This is a genomic window from Novilysobacter erysipheiresistens, assembly GCF_036663935.1.
GTDB classification, from domain to species: domain Bacteria; phylum Pseudomonadota; class Gammaproteobacteria; order Xanthomonadales; family Xanthomonadaceae; genus Novilysobacter; species Novilysobacter erysipheiresistens.
Map to the genome: position 1 here is coordinate 297,033 of NZ_JAXGFP010000005.1, position 21,131 is coordinate 318,163.

Consider the following 21,131-nt stretch of genomic DNA (forward strand, 5'->3'; position numbering starts at 1 on the left):
GCTGCTGGGCGGGACGGCCGGCGCCCGCGTTCGCTTACACCACGTAGACGAACAGGAACAGGCCGAGCCAGACCACGTCGACGAAGTGCCAGTACCAGGCCACCGCCTCGAACGCGAAGTGGTTGTCGCTGTCGAAATGGCCCTTCAGGCACCGGAACCAGATGATCGCCAGCATCAGCGTGCCCAGGGTCACGTGCAGGCCGTGGAAGCCGGTCAGCATGAAGAACGTCGAGCCGTAGATGCCCGAACCGAGGGTCAGGTTGAGCTCGGAATACGCGTGGATGTATTCCTCGGCCTGGAAGAACAGGAACACGCAGCCCAACAGGACGGTGGCACCCAGCCACACCAGCAGCGACTTGCGGTGGCCGGCCTTGAGCGCGTGGTGGGCGGCGGTGACGGTCGCGCCCGAGGTCAACAGGATCAGGGTGTTGAGCAGCGGCAGGCCCCAGGCCGGGATCGTCTGGAACTGGCCGCCGACATCGCCCGGGCCATTGGTCGGCCAGGCGTTGGCGAAGCCCTGCCACAGCAGGTTGTTGGTGGCCATGCCGTCGCCCGCGCCGCCGAGCCACGGCAGCACGTACTGGCGCGTGTAGAACAGCGCGCCGAAGAACGCGGCGAAGAACATCACCTCGGAGAAGATGAACCAGACCATGCCCATCCGGAACGAGATGTCGACCTGGCGGTTGTAGCGGCCGTGCACCGACTCGCGGATCACGTCGCCGAACCAGCCGAACAGCACGCCGGCCATCGCGGCCAGGCCGATGAAGAAGGTCAACTTGCCCCAGCTGCTGTCATTGAGCCAGCCACCGAAGCCGACCATCGTCACGAACAGCGCGATCGAGCCGAGGAACGGCCAGCGGCTGCTGTGCGGGACGAAGTAGACGTTGGCGTCTTGGGTGTGAGCTTGGGCCATGGCGGCGATTCCGTAGTTCGATGGATGCAGTGGTGCTTACGGCGCGGAGGCCGGGGTCGCCCCCACCGGATGGGCGCTCGCGGCCCGCGCGGTGAGTTCGGTGTTCTTGAAGAAGGTGTACGACAGCGTGACCGTCTTGATGCCCTCGGGCAGGTTCGGGTCGATGATGAAACGTACCGGCATGTCGCGGCTTTCGCCGGCGAGCAGGGTCTGGGCGGTGAAGCAGAAGCACTCGGTCTTGCTGAAATAGGCCGAGGCCCGCGCCGGCGCGACCGACGGCACCGCGCTGCCGACGATGGTGCGGTCGCTGGTGTTGCGCGCGTAATAGGTGGTTTCGTACAACTCGCCCGGGCGCACCTGCATGGTCAGCTGGTTGGGGTTGAACTCCCAGGGCAGCTTGGAGTTGACCCCGCCGTCGAACTGCACGGTGACCACCCGATCGGACACGGCTTGCGCCTCGGCCACGTCGACCGCCGCGCTGCCTTCCAGTCGAACGCCGAGCAATTTCTCGCAGGCGATCCGGTACAGCGGCACCAGCGAGAACGCGAAGCCGAACGCGAGCAGCGCGACCACCACCATCTTGGCCAGGCCGTCGCTCGGCTTGGCCGCCGGCCGCGCGGCGGCGTTATCCGGAGCCTGCGACGGATTCATTGCCCCAATACCCCGCTGAGGATGAAGGCGACATAGATCCCGACCGCGATCAAGCCGATCCACAGCGCGGTGCGGCGCACGGCCTTGCGGCGTGCGGCGTTATCGCGGCGGGGGTCGAGGGTCGGGGTCATGGCTGCGGTCGTGTACGCACACTCAGTGGCTGATGTCGCCGTGGGCGAGGTCGCCGTCGCGGATCACCGGCGGCGTGGTGAAGGTGTGGTGCGGCGCCGGGCTCGGCACGGTCCATTCCAGGCCCCTGGCGCCTTCCCATGCACGCGCCCCGGCGATGGCGCCGGTCTTCTTCGAACGCCACAGGATGAACGCCATCAGGAACGGGGTGATGAACATGCCGAACGCACCGATCGAGCTGACCAGGTTCCAGTCGGCGAACACCACGTTGTAGTCCGGGATGCGGCGCGGCATGCCGGCCAGGCCGAGGAAGTGCTGCGGGAAGAACAGCAGGTTGACGAACACCATGGTCCACCAGAAGTGGAACTTGGCCAGCCCCTCGTTGTACATCCGGCCGGTCCACTTCGGCCACCAGTAGTACACCGCGGCGATGATGGCGAACAGCGCGCCGGTGACCAGCACGTAATGGAAGTGCGCGACCACGAAATAGGTGTCGTGGTACTGGAAGTCGGCCGGCACGATCGCCAGCATCAGGCCGGAGAAGCCGCCGATGGTGAACAGGATCACGAACGCGATCGCCCACAGCATCGGCGACTCGAACGTGATCGAGCCGCGCCACATGGTGGTGACCCAGTTGAACACCTTCACGCCGGTCGGGATCGAGATCAGCATTGTCGCGAACATGAAGTAGATCTCGCCACCGAGCGGCATGCCGACGGTGAACATGTGGTGGGCCCACACGATGAACGACAGGAACGCGATCGCGGCGGTCGCGTAGACCATCGCCTGGTAACCGAACAGCGGCTTGCGGCTGAAGGTCGGGATGATCTCCGACACGATGCCGAACGCCGGCAGGATCATGATGTAGACCTCGGGGTGCCCGAAGAACCAGAAGATGTGCTGGTACATCACCGGGTCACCGCCGCCGGCGGCGTTGAAGAAGCTGGTCAGGAAGAACTTGTCGGTCAGCAGCATCGTGACCGCGCCCGCCAGCACCGGCATCACCGCGATCAGCAGGAACGCGGTGATCAGCCAGGTCCAGGTGAAGATCGGCATCTTCAGCAGGTCCATGCCCGGCGCGCGCATGTTGAGCACGGTGGCGATGATGTTGATCGCGCCCATGATCGAGCTGATGCCCATCATGTGGATGGCGAAGATCACGAAGGCGACGTTGGAGCCGCCCTGCAGCGACAGCGGCGGATACAGCGTCCAGCCACCGGCCGGCGCGCCGCCCGGCAGGAACAGGGTCATCAGCAGCAGGGTGAAGGCGAACGGCAGGATCCAGAACGACCAGTTGTTCATGCGCGGCAGCGCCATGTCCGGCGCGCCGATCTGCAACGGGATCATCCAGTTACCGAGGCCGACGAAGGCCGGCATGATGCCGCCGAAGATCATCACCAGCGCATGCATGGTGGTCATCTGGTTGAAGAAGTACGGCTCGATGTGCTGCAGGCCGGGGGTCATCAACTCGGCGCGGATCATCACCGAGAAGGCGGCGCCGACGATGAACATCAGGAAGCTGAACACCAGGTACAGCGTGCCGATGTCCTTGTGGTTGGTGGAGAAGAACCAACGTTCGATGAAGCCTTGCTTGTGGGCATGGTCATCGTGGTGATCGGCGGTGGCGGCGTGCGTGGTGGCCATGGGCGACCTCAAATAGGAATTCTGGACTGCGGAATTACGGGATCAGCGACGACAGTCAGCCGGCGGCGGCGACCGCGGCGGTGCTGTCGGCGGCCGGCGCGGCTTCGGGCTGCGGCTCGGCCGGGGCGGGCTGCGGCTCGACCGGCGCGGGTGCGGCGGCGGCCTTCTGCGCGGCGAGCCACTGCTGGTACTCCGCCTTGGGCACCGCCTTGACCACGATCGGCATGAAGCCGTGGTCCTTGCCGCACAGCTCGGCGCACTGGCCGCGGTAGATGCCCGGGGTGGAGATGTCGGTCCAGGCCTCGTTGATGATTCCCGGGATCGCGTCCTGCTTCCAACCCAGCGCCGGCACCCACCAGGCGTGGATCACGTCGTCGGCGGTGATCACGAAGCGGATCTTGGTGTCGGTCGGCAGCACCAGCACGTTGTCGACGTCGAGCAGGTAGTTGGGGTTCTCGGCCATCGTCGGCTCGATGCCGCTCTGGCGCACCGCGTCGCTCTTGCGGGCCAGACGGCTGGTGAACTCGACCCCTTCACCCAGGTACTCGTACTTCCACATCCACTGGTAGCCGGTGACCTTGACGGTCATCTCGGAGGCACGGGTGTCGTACATGTCGATCAGTTTGCTGGTCGCCGGCGCGGCCATCAGCACCAGCAGCACCACCGGGATCACCGTCCACAGGATCTCCAGCTTGGTGCTGTGGGTGAAGTCGCGGTCCGGCACCGCGCCGCGCGACTTGCGGAAGCGGAACATCGCCACCGCCATTGCACCGAATACCAGCGCGCCGATCGCCACGCAGATCCACAACGCCATCATGTGCGCGTCGTAGGCGTTGTGCGACAGGTGAGTCACGCCCGGGTGCATGTTGAGCTGCCAGCGCTCGGGATCGGCACTCTGGGCGAACGCGAGGACCGGCGACGCCATGGCGGCGAGACCTGCTGCCCACTGTTTGTGTTGCCCTTTAAAACAACCGGCTTTCATTGGTTCGAGCCCCAGCATCAGCTTGATAATCAATCGGTTAGGTTTTCATTGTCCGCAAGCTGCCGCTCCCGCCGCCACGCGCCGGGTCGGCGCAGGATGGTGATTGGAGGGTGGCTGACGAGCCCTTTCAGGGCCCGGCGCGCCGGGACGACAGGTCCTTGGCGCCGCGGATAGCCGGTAAATGGTAGCCGTCGGGCCCCGTCGCGGCAAGCCGAGACGGCTTCACCGGCGGCCGGTGCCGGCCCTCTCGCGACGGCGCATATCCTTGCCCTGCATGCTTTTTCGGCGACTTCCGGCGGTCGCCGGGGTCGACATGGAACGGCCTTCTCGCGCACATACGCGACGCCCACGCGAAGCCCTAGACTATGCACCCTCTCCATCCGTTGTCGCGGGTCCGAATGTCCACCGATTCCCGAGCCGCCGACGGCGTTGCGAACGCCGTTCAGCCCCCGCCGCGCGCCCTGATCAGCCCGGAGCTGCCCCCCCTGCCGACCGGCCCGCGCGCGGCGATCACCGCCGCCTGGGTCCGCGACGAGGCCGCCCATGTCCGCAGCCTGGTCGAGCAGGCCCGCCTGCCGGAGGCCGAGCGCACCGCGGTGCAGGCGCTCGCCGCGGACCTGGTGACCCGGGTCCGCGCCCGCGCGCAGGACCAGGACGCGATCGAAGCCTTCATGCGCCAGTACGACCTTGGCAGCGAGGAAGGCGTGCTGCTGATGTGCGTGGCCGAGGCCCTGCTGCGGATTCCCGACCAGGGCACCGCCGACAAGCTGATCCGCGACAAGCTCGGCGAGGCCGACTGGAAGCGCCACATGGGCCAGTCCGATTCGGTGCTGGTCAACGCGTCGACCTGGGGGCTGATGCTGACCGGCCACCTGGTCGGGCTGGCCGACGAGACCAAACGCGACGTCCACAACGCGTTCAAGCGCCTGGTCGGCCGCGTCGGCGAGCCGGTGATCCGGCTGGCGGTGCGCCAGGCGATGCGGATCATGGGCCACCAGTTCGTCATGGGCCGGACCATCAGCGAGGCGCTGGCGCGTGCGCGCAAGGGCGCCAACGCGCAGTACCGCTATTCCTACGACATGCTCGGCGAGGCCGCGCTGACCGAGGCCGACGCGCTGCGTTACCTCGACGCCTACCGCCAGGCGATCCACGCGATCGGTGCCGACTTCAACCGCGGCGGCAACCCGGCCAGCGAGGTCTTCGCCCGCCCGAGCATCTCGGTGAAACTCTCGGCGCTGCACCCGCGCTACGAGCACTCCAAGCGCGCCCGGGTGCTGGCCGAACTGACCCCGCGGGTGCTGGAACTGGCCCAGCTGGCGAAGTCGCACGGCATCGGCTTCACCGTCGATGCCGAGGAAGCCGACCGCCTGGAACTGTCGCTGGACGTGTTCGCCGGCGCCTACCGCGACCCTTCGCTGGAGGGCTGGGAAGGCTGCGGGCTGGCGATCCAGGCCTACCAGAAGCGTTCGCTGGAGGTGATCGACTTCATCGCCGACCTCGCCCGCCGCAGCGGCCGGCGGATCCCGGTACGGCTGGTCAAGGGCGCCTACTGGGACACCGAGATCAAGCGCGCGCAGGTCGACTGCCACCCGGGCTATCCGGTCTTCACCCGCAAGCCGAACACCGACGTGTCCTACCTCGCCAGCGCGCGGCGGATGCTGGAGTCGACCGACGCGATCTACCCGATGTTCGCCACCCACAACGCGCACACGATCGCGTCCGTGCAGCAGATGGCCAAGCTGGTGTCTGGCGCCGGCGCGGCGACCTCGGGCGGCCACCGTTTCGAGTTCCAGAAGCTGCACGGCATGGGCGACGACCTCTATGCCGAAGTGATCCCGGCCGACCGCCTCGACGTGCCGTGCCGGGTCTACGCGCCGGTCGGCAGCCATGAGGACCTGCTGCCGTACCTGGTCCGGCGCCTGCTGGAGAACGGTGCCAACTCCAGCTTCGTCAACTCCATCACCGACGAGGCCGTCGCGATCGACGACCTGATCCGCGATCCGGTGCAGACGGTGGGCGGGTTCGAGAGCATCACCCACCCCCAGATCCCGCTGCCGGTCGACCTGTACCGCAGCCATGCCAATTCAATGAAGTATTGCGACAGGAGCAACTCCATGGGCGTCAACCTCGCCAACGACGACCGGCTGCGCGCGCTGGCCGACCAGGTCAACGCCGCGGTGCGCGACGACTGGTTCGCCGAGCCGCTGGTGCCGGGCGCCAAGCCGACCGGCGAGCGCCTGCCGGTGACCAACCCGGCCGACCGCCGCGAAGTGGTCGGCCAGTGGCTGCCGGCCGATGCCGCCACCGTCGAGAAGGCGTTGCAGAACGCGGTCGCCGCCCAACCGAAGTGGGACGCGACCCCGGCCGCGAGCCGCGCAGCGATCCTCGAGCACGCCGCAAACCTGCTGGAGTCGCGCACCGCCGAGTTCATCGCGATGTGCACCAAGGACGCCGGCAAGACCATCCCCGACGGCGTCGGCGAGGTCCGCGAGGCGGTCGACTTCCTGCGCTATTACGGCGCCCAGGCGCGCAAGATGTTCGTGCCGGAGGCCCTGCCCGGCCCGACCGGCGAGACCAACACCCTGCAGCTGTCCGGCCGCGGCGTGTTCGTCTGCATCAGCCCGTGGAACTTCCCGCTGGCGATCTACATCGGCCAGGTCGCCGCCGCGCTTGCGACCGGCAACGCGGTGATTGCCAAGCCGGCCGAGCAGACCAACCTGGTCGGCTACGTCGCCACCAAGCTGATGCACGAAGCCGGCGTGCCGGAAGACGTGCTGCAGTTCGTTCCCGGCGACGGCGCGGTGGTCGGCGCGGCGTTGACCAAGGACCCGCGCGTGGCCGGCGTGGCGTTCACCGGCTCCAACGAGACCGCCAGCGCGATCAACCGCGCGCTGGCCTCGCGCGACGGCGCGATCGGCGTGCTGATCGCCGAGACCGGTGGCCAGAATGCGCTGATCGCCGACTCCTCGGCGCTGCCGGAGCAACTGGTCAAGGATGCGATGAGCTCGGCGTTCACCTCCGCCGGCCAGCGCTGCTCGGCCGCGCGGGTGCTGTTCGTGCAGGACGACATCGCCGACAAGGTCACCACCATGCTGGCCGGCGCGATGGCCGAGCTCAAGGTCGGCGACCCCGGCCTGCTGTCGACCGACGTCGGCCCGGTGATCGACGAGGACGCGCTCAAGACCCTGCACGCGCATGCCGAGCGGATGGATCGGGAGGCGACGCCGATCGCGACCGTGGTGATGGACGAGGCCACCGCCCATGGCAGCTTCTTCGCTCCGCGCGCGTATGCATTGCGCTCGCTCGACCAGCTCGACAAGGAAGTGTTCGGGCCGGTGCTGCACGTGATCCGCTGGAAGGCCGACCAGCTCGACGCGGTGATCGACGCGATCAACGGCACCGGCTACGGCCTGACCCTCGGCGTGCATTCGCGGATCGACGCGACGGTCGAGAAGATCGCCGCGCGGATCCACGTCGGCAACTGCTACGTCAACCGCAACCAGATTGGCGCGGTGGTCGGGGTGCAGCCGTTCGGCGGTCACGGCCTGTCCGGTACCGGCCCCAAGGCCGGCGGCCCGCACTACCTGCCGCGCTTCACCAACGAGAAGACGATCACCATCAACACCACCGCCTCGGGCGGCAATGCCTCGTTGCTGACGCTGGGGGAGTGAGCGCGGCTTGCTCGCACGGCGGCCGCCAATCAGGCAGCGTCCTTGCCCACGCAACGTGCAAGGAACTCCACGGCCGCGCGCACCGCGGGCAGCTGGCCGCGTCGGTGCGGCATCACGATCGTGGTGGTGACGCGACCGGCAGTCCACTCGGGCAATACGCGAACCAACTGCCCCGCCACTAGTGCGGCGCGACAGATCGTTTCCGGCAGGCAGACAACGCCCAATCCGGCGACCGCCGCGTTGACCAGCACGGTCGACTCGTTGGCCACCATTCGCGGCAGCGGTGTCGTCTGCAGGGTTTCTCCGCTCGCATTGGAAAGCTGCCATTGGGTCGCCGTCGCCCCGGTCAGCAGGCCGTCGTGGCTGGCGAGATCCGCCGGCGAGCTCAGCGCGACGCGCTGATCGAGATAGCCGGGTGCTGCCACTAGCAGGATCGGCTCGATCAGCAATTGCCGTTGCACCAAGCCGGAATCCGGCAACGACGCGAAGTGGCTGCGCACGGCAATATCGAAGCCCTCCAGCACCAGATCGACGAATCGGTCGGTTACCTCCAGCTGCACCTGAAGCCGCGGGTAGGCGCGACTCAATGCCGGCAGGTGCGGGGCCAGATGCATCTGAGCTGTCGGCACCGAAGCGGTGATCTTGACCGTGCCGCTGGGCTCGGCCTGGCGCCGGCGCACCACCGCTTCGGCGGCCTCGGTCTCGATCAACGCGGCACGGGCATGCTCGTAGAAGTCTCGTCCGAGTTCGGTCAGGACGAAGCTGCGCGAGGTGCGGTGGATCAGGCGCGCGGCCAGGACAGCCTCAAGCTCGGCCACCCGTTTGCTGATGGTCGACTTGGGCACGCCCAAGCGACGCGAGGCCGCAGCGAAACCGCCGTGCTCGACAGCGGCGGCGAATAGCACGAGGTCGTTGAGATTGAGCACACTCGAAGTCTATATACATGGACGATAAGTCCTATATTCGCGGGCTACTCAACCAATGTCCACGAAAATACAGTGATCGCACCCGGACGTCGGGTCTTTCAAGGAACCGCCCCATGCAACCCACTACCTTGTTCTACGGCGTGCCTTCGGGCTGTTCATTCGGTTCGATCGTCGCGCTGGAATGGCTGGGGCAGCCCTACCGCCTGGCCCGCATCGAGATGCCAGAGATGGTGGCCAGCGATGGCTACCGGCGCATCAATCCGGTCGCGGAAACGCCGTCGCTGCTGACCGAGGACGGTCAGGTCATCAGCGAGAGCATCGCCATCCTCAACCACGTCGGCGCCCGCGGCATCGACTTAGGGATCGGATTCGCCCAGGGCACGGCGCAGTTCGACCGCCTCAATCAGATGCTGGGCTTCCTCAACACGACCTTCTTCAATGCCTTCGTTCCGCTGTGGCACATCCTCGAGCACGGCAGCGACGACAACGAGGCGGCCGTGCTGCGCGAATTCGGCCGCGCCAAGGTGGTTCGCGCTCACGCCCTGCTGGAAGCCATCCTCGGCGACCAGCCCTGGCTGCTGGGCGAACAACGCACCCTGGCCGACGCGTACTTCATCGGCATCGCCCGCTGGACCCGGTACCACGATGTGATCGACCGCCGCGATTACCCGAACCTGCAACGGCTGTACGACAAGCTCGAGGCGGATCCGGCGGTGATCTTCGCGCACGCGATCGAGCGGCAGCAGCCGGCAGTGACGGCCGCGGGCTTCCTCGGCGAAGTCGGCATGAATGATGCGCTGGAGTGGCTGCCGCAGGCAGCCTGACGAGCCGGTAGGCACGAAAAAGCCCCGCCGAAGCGGGGCTTTTTTTGTTGCGTGGCGCGAGGATCAGAACCGGTAGCGGGCCGACACACCGAACAGGTCGGCGTGGCCGTCGAACGTACCGACCAGGCGCGAGCTGCTCGACGACACCGCGTCGATCGGGGTCTCGTCGATCTGGATGTTCATGTAGGCAACGTCGACGGTCAGGTTCTCCGACACGTTCCAGCCCAGGCCGATCGTGTACAGCATGCGGTCTTCGTCGGGCAGGCGCGGGGTGCGGGCCTCGTCGTTGGTCGGGGTCTCGTCGGCGGCGACGCCGGCACGCAGGGTGAACGCATCGTTGAGGTCGAATTCACCGCCGACCGCGAGCATCGAGGTGTCGTCCCAGTCGAACGGCTCCTGGCCGATCGGGGTGCCGTTGGCGCGGTAGATGTTCACCGCTTCCAGCGAGCTCCAACCGGTGCGCTGGTAGTCGGCCATCAGGCGAACGCGGTCGCTGAAGTCGAACTGCGCGCTCAGCGTGTCCACCGACGGGGTGGTCAGCGGGGCGTAGATCGGGCCATCCGCATAGGTCGGGATGCCGAGCGCGCCAAACACCGCGGCGGCGTTGGCCGGCACGGTGAAGTTGGCCTCGCCTTCGAGGTCGTGGTCGATCTCGGAACGGTGCGAGTAGCCCACCACGAAACGGTCGCTGACGCGCAGCTGGCCACCGAGGATGAAGCCGACGCCGTTGTTGTCGCCGGTGAACTCGACCTGGCCGTCAGCCGAACCCGGGGCGAAGCCCGGCACGCCCTGCGCGGCCAAACCGGTGCCGAAGTCGATGCCGTTGGACAGGGTGACCTCGGCATGCTCGTAGATCAGGCCGGCGCCGATGGAGATGTGCTCGTTGAGCTCCAGCGCCGCCGACAGGGTCAGGTCGATGGTCTTGAGGTCGGAGGTGATCGCGTTGTAGCGACCGACCCAGTCGGCGTCGTATTCGGTCTTCAGGCCGAACGGCGCACCGATGCTGGCGCCGACGGTCAGGCCTTCGAACGCGCCGCTCAGCGGCATCACCACCGCCAGCGCCGGCACGGCGGTCGCGTCGCCCGGATCCCCGCCGTCGCCGCCGGACACCGGGGTGCCGAATGCACTGGTCGCCGAACCGCTGAAGTCGGCGGTCAGGTCGATCACGGTGAGGTCGGCCTGCACCGTGGTGCGGTCGATGTTGGTCATTGCCGCCGGGTTGTTGGAGACGACGGAAGCATCATCCTGGGCCACGGCGGTGCCGGCATTGGCCCGGCCGAGGTTCTGGACGCTGTTTTCTCGGATCTGGAAGCCGGTGGCGTGAGCCTGTCCCAGCGCGAGGGCGCCGGTGATGCTCAGCGCGAGCGCCGACAGGCGGGTGATGCGGTGTGCGTGCTGCATGCTTGAAGTCTCCAATTGGCGGTTCTTGTGTTGGGCGTTCTATTTTTTGGTCTGCCTGCAGCGCCGGCCGGGCCGATCGCCGGCGGGCGCCGGGGCTGCCGCCATACGGCGCCGTCTGCACTATAGCGTGCCGATTAACCCCGTGCTAACAACCGCTCGATTGCCACCCCGGCCGCCTTTGCGGGCATGATGAGAGGGCGGATCCGGCCCTTGCCTATTCATGTTCATCGCGATTCCCTCCCGCCAGAAGAGCCCGGTGCGCTGGGCCACCCCGCTGCTGTTCGCGGCGCTGTGGGGCTGCTTCACCTGGGCCACGCTGCTGCCCGATGCGAGCCAGCGCGAACTGTTGCTCGAGTGGGGGGCGCTGTCGGGCGGCCTGACCTCGGCGCAGGCCTGGCAGCAGTCGCTGCAGACCGACGCCATGCTGCGTCTGTTCAGCGCGTTGTTCCTGCACGCCGACTGGGCCCACCTGCTCGGCAACCTGGTGTTCCTGCTGATCTTCGGGCTGCCGGCCGAGCGGGCGATGGGGCCGTGGCGCTTCGCGCTGCTGTTCCTGCTCGGGGGCGCGGTGGCCAACCTCGCCGCGGTGGCCGCGATCGCGACCCCGGACCGGCTGATCATCGGCGCCAGCGGCGCGGTGTCGGCACTGATCGGCGCCTACCTGGCGCTGTTTCCCGGCGCCCGGCTTGGCGTGGTCGTGCCGCTGGGACTGTTCCTGCAGTTCGTGAAGGTGCCGGCGGCGCTGCTGATCGGGGTGTGGGCGCTGCTGCAGGTGGTGTTCACCTTCATCGGCCCGGCGTTCGGCGCGGTGGCCTGGTCGGCGCACCTGGCCGGGTTCGCGTTCGGCGGTGCGTTCGCCCTGCTCGCCCGCGCCGGCATCGCCCGGCGCATGCGGCGCAACCGCGGCTACTGAGACCCTGCTTCAAACTCGCGATGCGGCCGTCTGTCGGAAACCGGCGGGGACCTGCCGATTTCAGGCGGCCGGTGCGCGCTCGTTACGGGGTTTTCATCACCCGGCAACGGCGGTGGCGGCAAAGTGTCGGCCATCAAGCCTTGGACCCCCACCGGCCCGTTGCGGCCGCATTCCGAGGTGATTGCCATGAAATTCCATCGCGTGTGCCTAGCCCTTGCCGTGGCCGGCGGGCTGTCGATCGTGCCGCTGGCGGCGGCAACGGCGGAAGAGGTCCACATCCCGTTGCGCGGCCTGCAGGAAGTGCCGTCGGTGTCGTCCCCGGCCGAAGGCCTGTTCCGCGCCCGAATTGGGCCGGACGATGACAAGATCGCCTACGAACTGAAGTACCGCCACCTGAAAGGCGAGGTGCTGCAGGCGCACATCCACTTCGGCCAGCGCCACGTCAATGGCGGCATCAGCGTGTTCCTGTGCCAGAGCGCGGGTGCCCCGGACCCGAGCGGGTTGGCGCCGACCTGTCCGGCCTCGGGCCGCGTGCAGGGCCTGTTGCGCGCAAACAACGTGATCGGCCCGGCCGCGCAGGGCCTGGACGCGGGCGAGATCGCCGAACTGATCGCGGCGATCCGCGCCGGCGCGGCCTACGTCAACGTGCACACCAGCGTGTTTCCTGGCGGCGAGATCCGCGGCCAGTCGCGGCGCCACGCCAAGCACGGCAAATGAACGACGGCGGGCGCGCAATCAGCCTTTGGACGCCGGCGGCGGCGTGCCGGCGGCGACCTGCTTCTTCAGTTCGGCCAGTGCCGCGGTGATGTAGGACTCGCCATCGAGCACGTCGCCGGCGTTGATCCCCGGCTGGTTTTCACCATCGCCGCTTTCGCCGCCGCCGCTGAGATGCCCTGGCAGGTCGGCCTCGGAGAACGGCGCCTGGCCGCCGTTCTCGGCGTCTTCGTCGGCATGCAGGACCACGTCGGGGACGATGCCCAGGGCCTGGATCGATTCGCCGCTGGGGGTGTAGTAGCGCGCGGTGGTGAGCTTGACCGAATCGCCGTTGTCGAGCGGCAGCAGGGTCTGCACCGAGCCCTTGCCGAACGTGCGGCTGCCGACCACGCGGGCGCGGTCGTTGTCGCGCAGGGCCCCGGCCAGCACCTCGGAGGCGCTGGCCGAACCGGCATCGACCAGCACTACCACCGGCGCGCCGTGCAGGCGATCGCCGGGGGTCGCGCTGAACAATGCGTCGCTGATCGCGATGCGGCCGCGGGTGCTGACGATCTTGCCCTCGTCGAGCAGGGCGTCGGCGATCTGCACCGCCGCGGTCAGCAAGCCGCCGGGGTTGCTGCGCAGGTCCAGCACCAGGCCGCGCAGGCGGCCGCCGGCTTGTTCATTGAGTTCGGCCAGCTGGCGCTCGAAATCGGCGGCGGTATCGGCCTGGAACGCGCTGACCCGGATGTAGCCGTAGCCGGGCTCCAGCATCTTGCCGCGGACGCTGGCGATGCGGATGGTCTCGCGTTCGACCGTCAGGGTCAGCGGCTCGTCGAGGCCATCGCGCTCGATCGTCAACTCGACCGCGGTGCCAGGCTCACCGCGCAGGGTGGTGGAGCTGTCGTCGTCGCCGGCGGCCAGCGGGTTGCCGTCGACCGCGACGATCAGGTCGCCGGCCTTGATCCCGGCGCGCGCGGCGGGGGTGTCGTCGATCGGCGCGATCACCCGCAGGCTGCCGTCGGGCTGGCGGAAGATCTCCACCCCGATACCGTCGTAGTTGCCGCGCGACTGCTCCTCGAAACTGTCGGCGGCGTCGCCCTCGAGGTAGGCGCTGTGCGGGTCGAGATCGAGCAGCAGACCGCGGATCGCCGAGTCCATGAGGTCGGTGTCGTCGACCGGCTCGACATAGGCCGCCTTGACCGCGCTGTAGACGGCGACGTAGCGGCGGATCTCATCGAGCGGGATGTTGGAGGCGGAGGTCCCATCGCTGGTTTCGCTTTCGCTTGTTTCGCTGGTTTCGTCGCTGGCGGGCGCGTCCTGGGCCACGGCCGGGACGCAGGTGAGCGCCAGCACGGTGGCGATGGCAAGCGGGGTCAGGTGACGGAAGGGCATGTGGGCTCCGGCTCGAACGACGGGTACAGGATTCCAAACCTTACGGCGTTGCCGGGGAATTTTCCGTAAACGCTTTCCGTAGCGCGTCCGTGAATCCGGTAGGCCTCGACCGCGATCAGCGCTGCAGCCAAGCGGTCGGGTTGACCGGGTCGCCGTTGCGGCGCAGTTCGAAGTACAGCGCCGGCCGGCCGTGGCCGCCGGAGGTGCCGACGGTCGAGACCGGCTGGCCGCGCTCGACGGTATCGCCGGCATCGCGCAACAGCGCGTCGTTGTGCGCGTACAGGCTCATGTAGCCGTTGCCGTGGTCGACGATCAGGATCAGGCCGTAACCGCTCATCCATTCGGCGTAGACCACGGTGCCGGCGGCGACGGCCTTGACCGCAGTGCCGGCGTTGGCGCCGATCAGCAGGCCCTGGCTGTCGCGGCCGTCGGGCAGTTTGGCGCCATAACCGGCGATCAGGGTGCCGGCGAGCGGCCAGCCGGCGCCGCCGACCGCCGGGCCGCTGGCGACCGCAGGCGCAGGCTTGCGCGGCGGTGGCACGGCTTGGCCGGCCTTGCGCGCGGCCTCTTGCGCCGCGCGGGCTTCGCGCTCGGCCCGCGCCGCAGCAGCGCGGCGTTCGGCTTCGGCGCGGGCGGCGGCGGCGCGCAGCTTCTTCAGCAGCGACTCCAGGCCCTTGGCATCGCGGCCAAGGGCTTTCTCGCGGCTGCGCTTGTCCTGGTAACGCTGGTCGAGTTCGGCGACCAGGGTCTTGCGCGACTTGCGGTCGCGCTCGAGCTCGGCGAGCTGTCCGCGCTGGCGTTCGCGGGCGGCGTCGAGTTCGGCCTGGCGAGCGACGATCTCGCGTTCGAGCGCGTCGAGGCCGGCCAGCTCGTCGCTGAGGGTGGCAATGCGCCGCGCGCGGTCGCGTTGCAGGTAGCGGTGGTAGGTCAGCAGGCGGTTGGCGTCGGCCACCCGGTCCTGCGCCAGCAGCAACTTCAGTGGCGCCGCATCGCCCTGGGCGTAGGCGGCGCGCAACAGGCCGGCGAATTCGTCGCGGCGGCTGCCGAGATTGGCCTGCAGGCCGTCGCGACGCTGTTGCAGTTCGGCCAGTTCGCGCGCGCTGGCCTCCAGCTGCTGCTCGGTCGCCCGCAAGCGCCGGCTCGACGCGGCGACCCGTTCGTCGGCCTCGCGCAGTTCGCGGGTGACCGCGCCGCGACGGGACTCGATCTTGCGCCGTTCGGCCGCGACCGACTGCAGCTCCTTCTTGATCGTCTGCAGCTTGCGTTCGGTTTCACGGCTGTTTTGCGCCGACGCGGGCGTGGCCCCCAGCCAGGCCGCCAGCACGATGACGATGGCCGCCGCGCGGATGCGCATCAGCCGTCGCGTCCGTCCAACAGCAGCGACTGTCCGCTCATCTCGGCCGGCTGCGACAGTCCGAGCAGGTCGAGCAGGGTCGGGGCGACGTCGCGAAGCGCACCGCCACTGCGCAGGGTCGCCGCGCGCGGACCGAGGTACGCCAGCGGCACCGGACCGACGGTGTGCGAGGTGTGCGGCTGGCCGGTCTGCGCATCGCGCATCATCTCGACGTTACCGTGGTCGGCGGTCACCAACAGCGCGCCGCCGGTGTCGCGGACCGCGCTCACCACCGCGCCGATCGCGACGTCGACCGCCTCGACCGCCTGGATCGCCGCGGCAAGGTCACCGCTGTGGCCGACCATGTCGGGATTGGCGATGTTGCAGATCGCGACATCGATGTCGCCGGAACGAATCGCCGCGGTGAGCTTTTCGGTGACCTCGGGGCAGCTCATCTCCGGCTGCAGGTCGTAGGTGGCGACCTTCGGGCTCGGCACCAAGATGCGGGATTCGCCGCCGTACGGCTCCTCGCGACCGCCGCTGAAGAAGAACGTCACGTGGGCGTACTTCTCGGTCTCGGCGATGCGCAACTGGCGCAGGCCGTTGTCGGCCAGCACCTCGCCGAGGGTGTTGCGCAGGTCGTCGGGACCGAACGCAACCGGCGCCGGCAAGCGGGCGTCGTACTCGGTCAGGCAGACGAAGCGCGACAGGTCGGGGCGACGCGCGTCGAAACCGTCGAAGGTCGGCGACACGAATGCCGCGCTCAACTGGCGGGCGCGATCGGCACGGAAGTTCATGAACACCACGGCGTCGCCGTCGGCCATCGGCGTGGGCTCGCCGACCACGGTCGGGACCACGAACTCGTCGTTTTCACCGCGCGCATAGGCCTGTTCCAGCGCGACCAATGCATCGTCGGCGTGGTGCCCGGCACGGCCTTCGACGATCACATCCCAGGCTTGGCGCTGGCGGTCCCAGCGCTGGTCACGGTCCATCGCGAAGTAGCGACCGCTGACCGTCGCGATCCGTGCGTTGCCTGCGCCTTCGCACGCCGCCCGCAGCTTCTCCAGGCTCGGCCGGGCCGAGCGCGGCGGCATGTCGCGGCCGTCGAGGAAGGCATGCACCGCGACCTTCGGCACGCCCTCGCGGCGGGCCATGTCGATCATCGCGAAAATGTGGGTTTCGTGGCTATGGACACCGCCGGGCGACAGCAGGCCGAGCAGGTGCAGGGTCGCGCCGCCATCGCGGGCGGCGGCGCAGGCGGCGCGCAACTCGTCGTTGGCGAAGAAGCTGCCGTCCTCGATCGCCGCATCGATCCGGGTCAGGTCCTGGTAGACGATGCGGCCGGCGCCGAGGTTCATGTGGCCGACCTCGGAATTGCCCATCTGCCCGTCCGGCAGGCCGACGTGGCGGCCCTCGGTGTGGATCAGGGTGTGTGGCGACGACGCCAGCAGGGCATCCCAGTTCGGCAGCCGGGCCTGGGCCAGGGCGTTGTCGGCCGGGTCCTCGCGGTGGCCCCAGCCATCCAGAATCAGCAGGACGACCGGGCGGATGGCGGACGCGTGGGCGGCTGGCACGTCGATGGTTCCAATGACTTCAGACAGGGGCGGATTGTAGCGAACAGGGCTATCAAGACAGCTGACCGCGGTTAAACCACCGGCGCATCGTGTGCATCACAGGTGATAACTGCCACTGACTGACGGATCTGCCATGACCCATTGCCGCTTCGCCCTCGCCATCTCGCTGGCCCTGCTCGCCACCAGCCCCGCCGCTTTGGCCGCCAACGACGACCACAGCAAGGTCAACGGTACGGTCCGCGTCGACGCCGGCGAACGCGCGGGCGATCTCGACACGGTCAACGGCAGCATCAAGGTCGACACCGGCGCCCAGGTCGGCGATGCCGAGACCGTCAACGGCAGCATCCGGATCGCTGACAACGTCCACGCCGGCGGCCTGTCGACGGTCAATGGCAGTATCCGGACCGGCCGCGATGTCGAGATCGGCGCCGATGTCGGCACCGTCAATGGCAGCGTGTTCGTCGACCGCGGCGGCAACATCGGCGGCGACGTCGAAACCGTCAACGGCGCGATCGGCCTGGTCGACACCGACGTCGCCGGCGGCATCGAGACGGTCAACGGCGACCTCACCGTCGGGGTCGGCTCGCACGTGCGCGGTGGCATCCATTACGAGAAGCCGGGCCAGCAGTGGATCTCGTTCAACCGCCGCGACCCGCGGGTGATCATCGGGCCGAACGCGCGGGTCGACGGGCCGTTGGTGTTCGAACGCGACGTCGAGTTGTACGTGCACGAGAGCGCGCAGATCGGCGCGGTCACCGGCGCCACAGCGATCCGCTACCAAGGCGACCGCGCGCCCACCGGGAAATAGCCGCCAGCGGCCTCCGGGCCGCGGATCGTCCGGTGGCATCGCGGCAACGGCACCGCTGCTACCATCGGGCATTCCGCAGTCCCCGGAGGCACCGATGTCCCGTATCCCGCTCCTGCCCGCCACCTCGATGGTGGCCGCCGCGCTCGTGCTCGCGGCCTGCAACAAGCCGGCCGAGGCGCCGGTCGAGCCCGCCGCCGCCACGTCCAGCGGGCAGGCCAGCGATCCGCAGCCGGCGCATTCTTTCGATGCGTCGATCACCGCCGACGATTTCGCCGCGCACGTGCAGACCCTGGCGTCCGACGCGTTCGCCGGCCGCGCGCCAGGCAGCGTCGGCGAGGAAAAAACCGTCGCTTACCTGGTCGAGCAGTTCAAGCGCCTTGGGCTGGAGCCGGGCAACGGCGACAGCTACCTGCAAACCGTGCCGATGGTCGAGACCACCGCCGATCCGACCACCGTGCTGCGGTTGAATGTCGACGGCGAGCCGCGCAAGCTGGCCTACGGCAGCGAGATGATGATCGGCACCCGCACCGGCCAGGCCGAGGTCAGCATCGACGACAGCGAACTGGTGTTCGTCGGTTATGGCGTCAACGCGCCGGAGCTGGGCTGGAACGATTACGCCGGCGTCGACGTCAAGGGCAAGACCGTGGTGATGTTCGTCAACGATCCGGGGTTCCATACCCAGGATGCCGAACTGTTCCAGGGCAAGCGCATGACCTACTACGGGCGCTGGACCTACAAGTACGAGGAAGCCGCGCGCCAGGGTGCCGCCGCCGCGCTGATCATCCACGACACCGCAGGCGCGTCCTACGGCTGGGACGTGGTGAAAAACTCGTGGTCCGGGCCGCAGTTCGACCTGCCGGCCGAGGATGATCCCGAACCGCGGCTGCCCGCGCAGGGCTGGATCACCGGCGATGTCGCGCGCTCGCTGCTCGGCGACCTCGGCCACGACCTCGATGACCTGTACAAGGCGTCCAACCAGCCCGGCTTCAAGGCGATTCCGCTCGATGCCACCATGTCGCTCGATCTCGACAGCACCAGCACCCGGAAGTCGTCGCAGAACGTGATCGCGAAGCTGCCCGGCAGCGAGCGGCCGGACGAGGCGGTGATCTACATGGGCCACTGGGACCACCTCGGCGACCACGGCCACGAAGGCGAGGCCGCCGCCGGCGAGGACAACATCTACAACGGCGCGATCGACAACGCCACCGGTATTGCCGGCATCCTCGAGATCGCCGAGGCCTTCGTCGCCCAGCAACCGGCGCCGGAACGCTCGCTGCTGTTCCTCGCGGTGACCCTGGAGGAATCCGGCCTGCTGGGTTCCAAGTATTACGTCGCCCACCCCAGCGTGCCACTCGACCAGACCGTCGCGGTGATCAACCTCGACGCGATGCCGGTGATCGGCAAGACCCATGACATCACCGTGGTCGGCCTGGGCAACTCCGAACTGGAAGACACCCTCAAGCAGGTCGCCGACGAACAGGGCCGCGAGCTGCGCGCCGAAGCCACCCCGGAAAGCGGCTTCTACTTCCGCTCCGATCACTTCAATTTCGCCAAGGCCGGCGTTCCGGCGCTGTATGCCAAGGGCGGCAACGAACTGGTCGACGGTGGTGTCGAGGGCGGCCAGAAGGCGCACCAGGATTATCGCGACAACCGCTACCACCAGCCGGGCGACGAATTCGACCCGGAGTGGAACATGCAGGGCGTGGTCCAGGACCTGCAGGCCTTGTATGGCGTCGGCCAAGTGCTCGCCGGCAGCGAGCAGTGGCCCAACTGGTACGAGGGCAACGCCTTCCGCGCGGCCCGCGACGAGATGATGGGCGCCAAGCCGGCCGCCGAGTAGCGGCCGGGGTGGGCTTTCGACAACGGCGCCTGCGGGCGCCGTTGTCGTTTTCGGCTAGGCTTGCATTTCCGCCCGAGCCTTGAGCTTCCCATGACCCTGGCCATCGCCTATTGGTGCGTGCTGATCGCCGCCATACTGCCGCTCGTCTGGTCGTGGATAGCCAAGTCCAGTGGTGAAAAATTCGACAATCGCGATCCGAGGGAGTGGCTGGCACGCCAGCATCACCCGCGCTCGTTGCGCGCCAACGCCGCACAGCAGAACGCTTTCGAGGCATTCGCCCCGTTCGCCGCAGGCGTGGTGCTGGCCCAACTGGCCAATGTCGACCCTGGCTGGATCGCATCGCTTTCGGTCGTCTTCGTCGCCGCGCGCATCGCTCACGGCCTGCTGTACCTAGGCAACAAGGCAACTTTACGAAGCCTGGTGTGGACGCTCGGTTTCGCCTGCGTGGCTGGCCTGCTGGTACTGGCGGCCCTGCACGCCGCCTGACGGCGCCACCGTTAAAACCCCGAGTGCATGCCACGATGACCAGCCTTCCGGACGACGCCGCACGGTCACTCGAGGTCGCGGTCGAGCAGGAAGGCTTTGCCTTCGTCGGCCACGGCCCGATGCGCGGGCTGCTTGAGCACTTTGGCAGCCTCGACGACTGGGACCGGTTCGCAGAGACTTGGAGCGATCTCGCCGTCGATAGCTACCTGGCCGCCACCGGCCGCCAGCGTCGGCGCCGCCATTGCGTGTTCTCGGCCGCCGCTGCCGGCGCACCCATTCTCCCGGAACCACACCAGCCGCATTACCAGAGCCTGCATTACAACTCCCTGCAAGGCGACATCGAGCGCTGGTTCGAACCGGTCCTGCCGGAAGCCGCTACCAGCGACAGCCTGGCCACGGTCATTGGCTTCAGCCGCGCAGTCTTCGAGCGCGTCGCCCGGGCCTCGCCACGATGGCATATCGAGGTCCACCAGTTCCGAATCGAGCCGTATCCCGATCAGCCCGGCGAGCCGACCCCCGAAGGCATGCATCGCGACGGCGTTGACTACGTGCTGGTGTTGCTGGTCGATCGCGCCAATATCGCGCGCGGCACCACTTCCATCCATGCCAACGATGGAAATGAGCTGGGCAGTTTCACTCTCGCACATCCGCTTGATGCCGCACTGGTTGAAGACGCACGGGTATTTCATGGGGTGACCGCGGTGACGCCATTGGATCCCAGCATGCCCGCCCATCGGGACGTATTGGTCGTAACGTTCCGCGCGGTGCCCGACGTCCCGCCTACCTCGCCCCTGTAGGAGCGACGTAAGTCGCGATCGGAGTCGGCGCGGGCGGACGATTCTCCGATCGCGACTTACGTCGCTCCTTCACCGAAACAAGCCCAGCCGGAGCGTTTCGCATTGTAGTCGCGCACAAAGAAGAAGGCCGGCCCCTTGTGGGGACCGGCCT

The 21,131-nt window shown here is 68.1% G+C and carries 18 protein-coding genes; 8 read left to right on the top strand and 10 right to left on the bottom strand.

Going from position 1 to position 21,131, the window contains the following annotated elements:
* Positions 1-34 precede the first annotated feature (34 nt).
* From SNE34_RS11390 to coxB, 5 genes are read right to left on the bottom strand one after another with little or no spacing between them, the layout of a single operon-like run.
* Positions 35-913 (bottom strand): cytochrome c oxidase subunit 3, encoded by an 879-nt coding sequence (locus SNE34_RS11390; RefSeq protein ID WP_332617268.1) that lies wholly within the window; start codon positions 911-913, stop codon positions 35-37.
* 36 nt (positions 914-949) lie between these two features.
* Positions 950-1,564 (bottom strand): cytochrome c oxidase assembly protein, encoded by a 615-nt coding sequence (locus SNE34_RS11395; RefSeq protein WP_332617269.1) that lies wholly within the window; start codon positions 1,562-1,564, stop codon positions 950-952.
* A complete protein-coding gene (locus SNE34_RS11400) occupies positions 1,561-1,695 on the bottom strand; it encodes a hypothetical protein (RefSeq protein WP_332617270.1) in 135 nt (44 codons plus the stop codon). The genes SNE34_RS11395 and SNE34_RS11400 overlap by 4 nt, the downstream gene beginning before the upstream one ends.
* Positions 1,696-1,717: 22 nt before the next feature.
* Positions 1,718-3,337, bottom strand: a complete 1,620-nt coding sequence (gene ctaD / locus SNE34_RS11405; RefSeq protein WP_332617272.1) for a cytochrome c oxidase subunit I — start codon at positions 3,335-3,337, stop codon at positions 1,718-1,720.
* 55 nt (positions 3,338-3,392) lie between these two features.
* Entirely contained in the window at positions 3,393-4,319 is a 927-nt protein-coding gene (coxB, locus tag SNE34_RS11410) for a cytochrome c oxidase subunit II (protein WP_332617331.1), read from the bottom strand.
* A 398-nt stretch (positions 4,320-4,717) separates the two neighbouring features.
* Between coxB and putA the strand changes: the two genes are divergently transcribed.
* Positions 4,718-7,990 carry a bifunctional proline dehydrogenase/L-glutamate gamma-semialdehyde dehydrogenase PutA gene (gene putA, locus SNE34_RS11415; RefSeq protein WP_332617274.1) on the top strand — a complete coding sequence of 1,091 codons (3,273 nt, stop codon included), beginning with the start codon at positions 4,718-4,720 and terminating at the stop codon, positions 7,988-7,990.
* A gap of 29 nt (positions 7,991-8,019) precedes the next feature.
* Here the strand turns inward: putA and SNE34_RS11420 are convergent, their stop codons facing one another.
* Positions 8,020-8,916: a LysR substrate-binding domain-containing protein gene (locus SNE34_RS11420; protein WP_332617276.1), complete on the bottom strand. Its 897-nt coding sequence runs from the start codon at positions 8,914-8,916 to the stop codon at positions 8,020-8,022.
* 17 nt (positions 8,917-8,933) lie between these two features.
* Between SNE34_RS11420 and SNE34_RS11425 the strand changes: the two genes are divergently transcribed.
* On the top strand, positions 8,934-9,740 hold the full coding sequence (locus tag SNE34_RS11425) for a glutathione S-transferase family protein (protein ID WP_332617277.1): 807 nt from the start codon (positions 8,934-8,936) through the stop codon (positions 9,738-9,740).
* 63 nt (positions 9,741-9,803) lie between these two features.
* On the opposite strand, the gene SNE34_RS11430 is transcribed toward SNE34_RS11425, so the two are convergent.
* Positions 9,804-11,141, bottom strand: a complete 1,338-nt coding sequence (locus tag SNE34_RS11430; RefSeq protein WP_332617279.1) for an OmpP1/FadL family transporter — start codon at positions 11,139-11,141, stop codon at positions 9,804-9,806.
* A gap of 220 nt (positions 11,142-11,361) precedes the next feature.
* Here SNE34_RS11430 and SNE34_RS11435 point away from each other — a divergent pair, with 220 nt between their 5' ends.
* Both SNE34_RS11435 and SNE34_RS11440 read left to right on the top strand, forming a co-directional pair.
* Positions 11,362-12,054 (top strand): rhomboid family intramembrane serine protease, encoded by a 693-nt coding sequence (locus SNE34_RS11435; protein ID WP_332617282.1) that lies wholly within the window; start codon positions 11,362-11,364, stop codon positions 12,052-12,054.
* Positions 12,055-12,240: 186 nt separating this feature from the next.
* Complete coding sequence (locus SNE34_RS11440; protein WP_332617284.1) at positions 12,241-12,771, top strand: CHRD domain-containing protein; 531 nt, start codon at positions 12,241-12,243, stop codon at positions 12,769-12,771.
* Positions 12,772-12,789: 18 nt separating this feature from the next.
* On the opposite strand, the gene SNE34_RS11445 is transcribed toward SNE34_RS11440, so the two are convergent.
* The 3 genes from SNE34_RS11445 to gpmI form a co-directional block, all read right to left on the bottom strand.
* The gene (locus SNE34_RS11445; RefSeq protein WP_332617286.1) at positions 12,790-14,142 is read right to left on the bottom strand and encodes a S41 family peptidase; all 1,353 of its coding nucleotides are present in this window, start codon (positions 14,140-14,142) and stop codon (positions 12,790-12,792) included.
* A 115-nt stretch (positions 14,143-14,257) separates the two neighbouring features.
* A complete protein-coding gene (locus SNE34_RS11450; protein WP_332617288.1) occupies positions 14,258-15,496 on the bottom strand; it encodes a murein hydrolase activator EnvC family protein in 1,239 nt (412 codons plus the stop codon).
* Entirely contained in the window at positions 15,496-17,049 is a 1,554-nt protein-coding gene (gpmI, locus tag SNE34_RS11455) for a 2,3-bisphosphoglycerate-independent phosphoglycerate mutase (RefSeq protein WP_332617290.1), read from the bottom strand. The genes SNE34_RS11450 and gpmI overlap by 1 nt, the downstream gene beginning before the upstream one ends.
* A gap of 133 nt (positions 17,050-17,182) precedes the next feature.
* On the opposite strand from gpmI, the gene SNE34_RS11460 reads away from it, so the two are divergent.
* The 4 genes from SNE34_RS11460 (at position 17,183) to SNE34_RS11475 (ending at position 20,980) form a co-directional block, all read left to right on the top strand.
* Positions 17,183-17,857, top strand: coding sequence for a DUF4097 family beta strand repeat-containing protein (locus SNE34_RS11460; RefSeq protein ID WP_332617292.1), 675 nt, complete (start codon positions 17,183-17,185; stop codon positions 17,855-17,857).
* Positions 17,858-17,951: 94 nt separating this feature from the next.
* Entirely contained in the window at positions 17,952-19,697 is a 1,746-nt protein-coding gene (locus SNE34_RS11465; protein WP_332617293.1) for a M28 family metallopeptidase, read from the top strand.
* A gap of 90 nt (positions 19,698-19,787) precedes the next feature.
* Positions 19,788-20,183 (top strand): MAPEG family protein, encoded by a 396-nt coding sequence (locus SNE34_RS11470; RefSeq protein ID WP_332617295.1) that lies wholly within the window; start codon positions 19,788-19,790, stop codon positions 20,181-20,183.
* A gap of 35 nt (positions 20,184-20,218) precedes the next feature.
* Positions 20,219-20,980: a 2OG-Fe dioxygenase family protein gene (locus SNE34_RS11475; protein WP_332617297.1), complete on the top strand. Its 762-nt coding sequence runs from the start codon at positions 20,219-20,221 to the stop codon at positions 20,978-20,980.
* Positions 20,981-21,131 lie beyond the last annotated feature (151 nt).

What these genes read in the sequence shown, in the direction of transcription:
- SNE34_RS11390 (WP_332617268.1), bottom strand. Translation starts at nt 913, where the DNA reads ATGGCCCAAGCTCACACCCAAGACGCCAACGTCTACTTCGTCCCGCAC.
- SNE34_RS11395 (WP_332617269.1), bottom strand. Translation starts at nt 1,564, where the DNA reads ATGAATCCGTCGCAGGCTCCGGATAACGCCGCCGCGCGGCCGGCGGCC.
- SNE34_RS11400 (WP_332617270.1), bottom strand. Translation starts at nt 1,695, where the DNA reads ATGACCCCGACCCTCGACCCCCGCCGCGATAACGCCGCACGCCGCAAG.
- ctaD (WP_332617272.1), bottom strand. Translation starts at nt 3,337, where the DNA reads ATGGCCACCACGCACGCCGCCACCGCCGATCACCACGATGACCATGCC.
- coxB (WP_332617331.1), bottom strand. Translation starts at nt 4,319, where the DNA reads ATGAAAGCCGGTTGTTTTAAAGGGCAACACAAACAGTGGGCAGCAGGT.
- putA (WP_332617274.1), top strand. Translation starts at nt 4,718, where the DNA reads ATGTCCACCGATTCCCGAGCCGCCGACGGCGTTGCGAACGCCGTTCAG.
- SNE34_RS11425 (WP_332617277.1), top strand. Translation starts at nt 8,934, where the DNA reads ATGGACGATAAGTCCTATATTCGCGGGCTACTCAACCAATGTCCACGA.
- SNE34_RS11430 (WP_332617279.1), bottom strand. Translation starts at nt 11,141, where the DNA reads ATGCAGCACGCACACCGCATCACCCGCCTGTCGGCGCTCGCGCTGAGC.
- SNE34_RS11435 (WP_332617282.1), top strand. Translation starts at nt 11,362, where the DNA reads ATGTTCATCGCGATTCCCTCCCGCCAGAAGAGCCCGGTGCGCTGGGCC.
- SNE34_RS11440 (WP_332617284.1), top strand. Translation starts at nt 12,241, where the DNA reads ATGAAATTCCATCGCGTGTGCCTAGCCCTTGCCGTGGCCGGCGGGCTG.
- SNE34_RS11445 (WP_332617286.1), bottom strand. Translation starts at nt 14,142, where the DNA reads ATGCCCTTCCGTCACCTGACCCCGCTTGCCATCGCCACCGTGCTGGCG.
- SNE34_RS11450 (WP_332617288.1), bottom strand. Translation starts at nt 15,496, where the DNA reads ATGCGCATCCGCGCGGCGGCCATCGTCATCGTGCTGGCGGCCTGGCTG.
- SNE34_RS11460 (WP_332617292.1), top strand. Translation starts at nt 17,183, where the DNA reads ATGACCCATTGCCGCTTCGCCCTCGCCATCTCGCTGGCCCTGCTCGCC.
- SNE34_RS11465 (WP_332617293.1), top strand. Translation starts at nt 17,952, where the DNA reads ATGTCCCGTATCCCGCTCCTGCCCGCCACCTCGATGGTGGCCGCCGCG.
- SNE34_RS11470 (WP_332617295.1), top strand. Translation starts at nt 19,788, where the DNA reads ATGACCCTGGCCATCGCCTATTGGTGCGTGCTGATCGCCGCCATACTG.
- SNE34_RS11475 (WP_332617297.1), top strand. Translation starts at nt 20,219, where the DNA reads ATGACCAGCCTTCCGGACGACGCCGCACGGTCACTCGAGGTCGCGGTC.